Raw genomic sequence first — 1,955 nt, 5'->3', positions numbered from 1 at the left:
TTGACTATTGTCAAAAGACCCTACACATTTGATTTGTCGAAACTTTATTCAGTTTTCAAAGGTCTACATTTCGTTGCAAAATCCAATTAAGCAACGTATATTATGTTATCATTTTAACAAATTACTGTCAACAATTTTTTCGATTTATTTTGACGATTCAAAACTCGCGAATCCCTATAACAGTAAGAATAATCATACCAATGCAACTGACTGAAGTCAACTACTTTTGTAAAATATTTCCAACTAATTATCAGGTACTTTATCAACACTTTGTCGCTTTGACAACGAAAACTATCATAGCAAGAATCAAAGGCCTGGTCAAGCATATTTAAACATTTATTCTCGATTTTTATACGTTAGTACAAAATATTAAAAGGTTTCTTGTAATTCTGATAAGCAGTCATAGATTTCAATCGCTGCTAAATCAAGGTTATCGAACTCAAACTGTTGATAAGGACGATACTCTTCAACCGTATATAAACCCGTTACATGTTTGTATTCAACATTGCATAATTCAACGCCGAACATTTCAAAACGACGAACTTGTACGTCATCAGTTTGATCAGATTGCATGGCGTGCAAGCGACTGATGATTTTAAATAATGATAATTGATCCATTTATTCACCTCATTTTTCTAATTTACTTCTATATATATGCTAAAATTGTTTTTAGACAAATAAAAAGGAGATTTTCACATGAGCCTATTTAGAACTGATTTAAACGAAACCCTCGATGATATTGAAGTTTCTGAAATACGTCAATTCGATGAAGCGACAAGTTCTATTCCAGATATTCTTAAACTAACCTTAGGTGAGCCTGATTTTACCATCCCTGAACACGTTCAGCAAGTTGCCAAACAAGCAATCGATGATAACTTTTCCCATTATACAGGAAATGCAGGAATTCCTGAACTGAGAAAGGCTGCTGCTGATTTTCAAAATAAAAAATACGGTTTAAACTATACTGCTGACAATGTGATTACTACTGTCGGTGCCTCTGAAGCAATTGCGGCTGCGTTAGGAACGATTATTAATCCTGGCGATGGTGTCTTGCTTCCCGCACCTATCTACTCGGCTTATACACCATTGATTAACTTTTATCGTGGTACAGAGTATCGAATTAACACCCGTCCCAATAACTTTGTCCTAACCCCTGAGATGGTAGAAGACACGATTAAGGCGAATCCAAATGTGAATTTTAAAGCGATTGTCCTCAACTATCCAAGTAACCCAACTGGCGTTACCTATCGTCCTGATGAAATCGAAGCACTAGTGGAAGTTTTCAAGAAGTATAAACTCTGGGTTGTCAGTGATGAAATCTATTCTGAATTGACTTATGGTGATACCCATACTTCAATTGCCAAGTATCTACCTGAACAGACTATCTTAATTAATGGTTTGTCAAAATCGCACGCTATGACAGGCTGGAGAATTGGTTTTATCTTTGCGGAAGTTGAAATGATCGACCAAATCCGTAAAGTGCACCAATACATGGTCACCGCAGCAACTTCAATTGTCCAAAAAGCGGCTGTTGAAGCATTAACTACCGGAATAGATGATGGTAAGGAAATGGCTGCAGAATATCTTAAGCGTCGTGATTACGTTTATGGTGAAATGGAAAAGATGGGCTTTGAAATGGCTCGTCCAGATGGTGCCTTTTACATCTTTGCTAAGATTCCTGCAGGTTACATTCAAGATTCAATGGAATTTTGTAAAGACTTAGCACAAAAGAATCATCTAGCAATCATTCCTGGTCATGCCTTTGGTGACGAAGGTGAAGGTTATGTTCGCATTAGTTACGCTGCTGATCTCAGCAAACTACAAGAAGCTATGAAACGTCTGAAAGCCTACATGGATACCAATAAATAAGCAAAAAATATGTGGCTGGGAAAAAACTAACCAGCTATAGAAAAATCGACCAAGAATTCTATAATTAATAGAATTTTTGGTCGGTT

General features: G+C 36.4%; 2 protein-coding genes. One reads left to right on the top strand and one right to left on the bottom strand.

The window, feature by feature from the left end; translation table 11 throughout:
* Positions 1-369: 369 nt before the first annotated feature.
* Positions 370-618 carry a YkuJ family protein gene (locus FFM59_RS09895; protein ID WP_137602853.1) on the bottom strand — a complete coding sequence of 83 codons (249 nt, stop codon included), beginning with the start codon at positions 616-618 and terminating at the stop codon, positions 370-372.
* Positions 619-696: 78 nt separating this feature from the next.
* On the opposite strand from FFM59_RS09895, the gene FFM59_RS09890 reads away from it, so the two are divergent.
* Entirely contained in the window at positions 697-1,869 is a 1,173-nt protein-coding gene (locus FFM59_RS09890) for a pyridoxal phosphate-dependent aminotransferase (RefSeq protein WP_137602852.1), read from the top strand.
* The last annotated feature ends 86 nt before the right edge of the window (positions 1,870-1,955 follow it).

The sequence above is a fragment of the Paucilactobacillus nenjiangensis genome (assembly GCF_005405445.1).
Classification (GTDB): Bacteria; Bacillota; Bacilli; order Lactobacillales; family Lactobacillaceae; genus Paucilactobacillus; species Paucilactobacillus nenjiangensis.
Note: the sequence above shows the minus strand (reverse complement) of the source record. Positions and strands in the feature narration are given on the sequence as shown.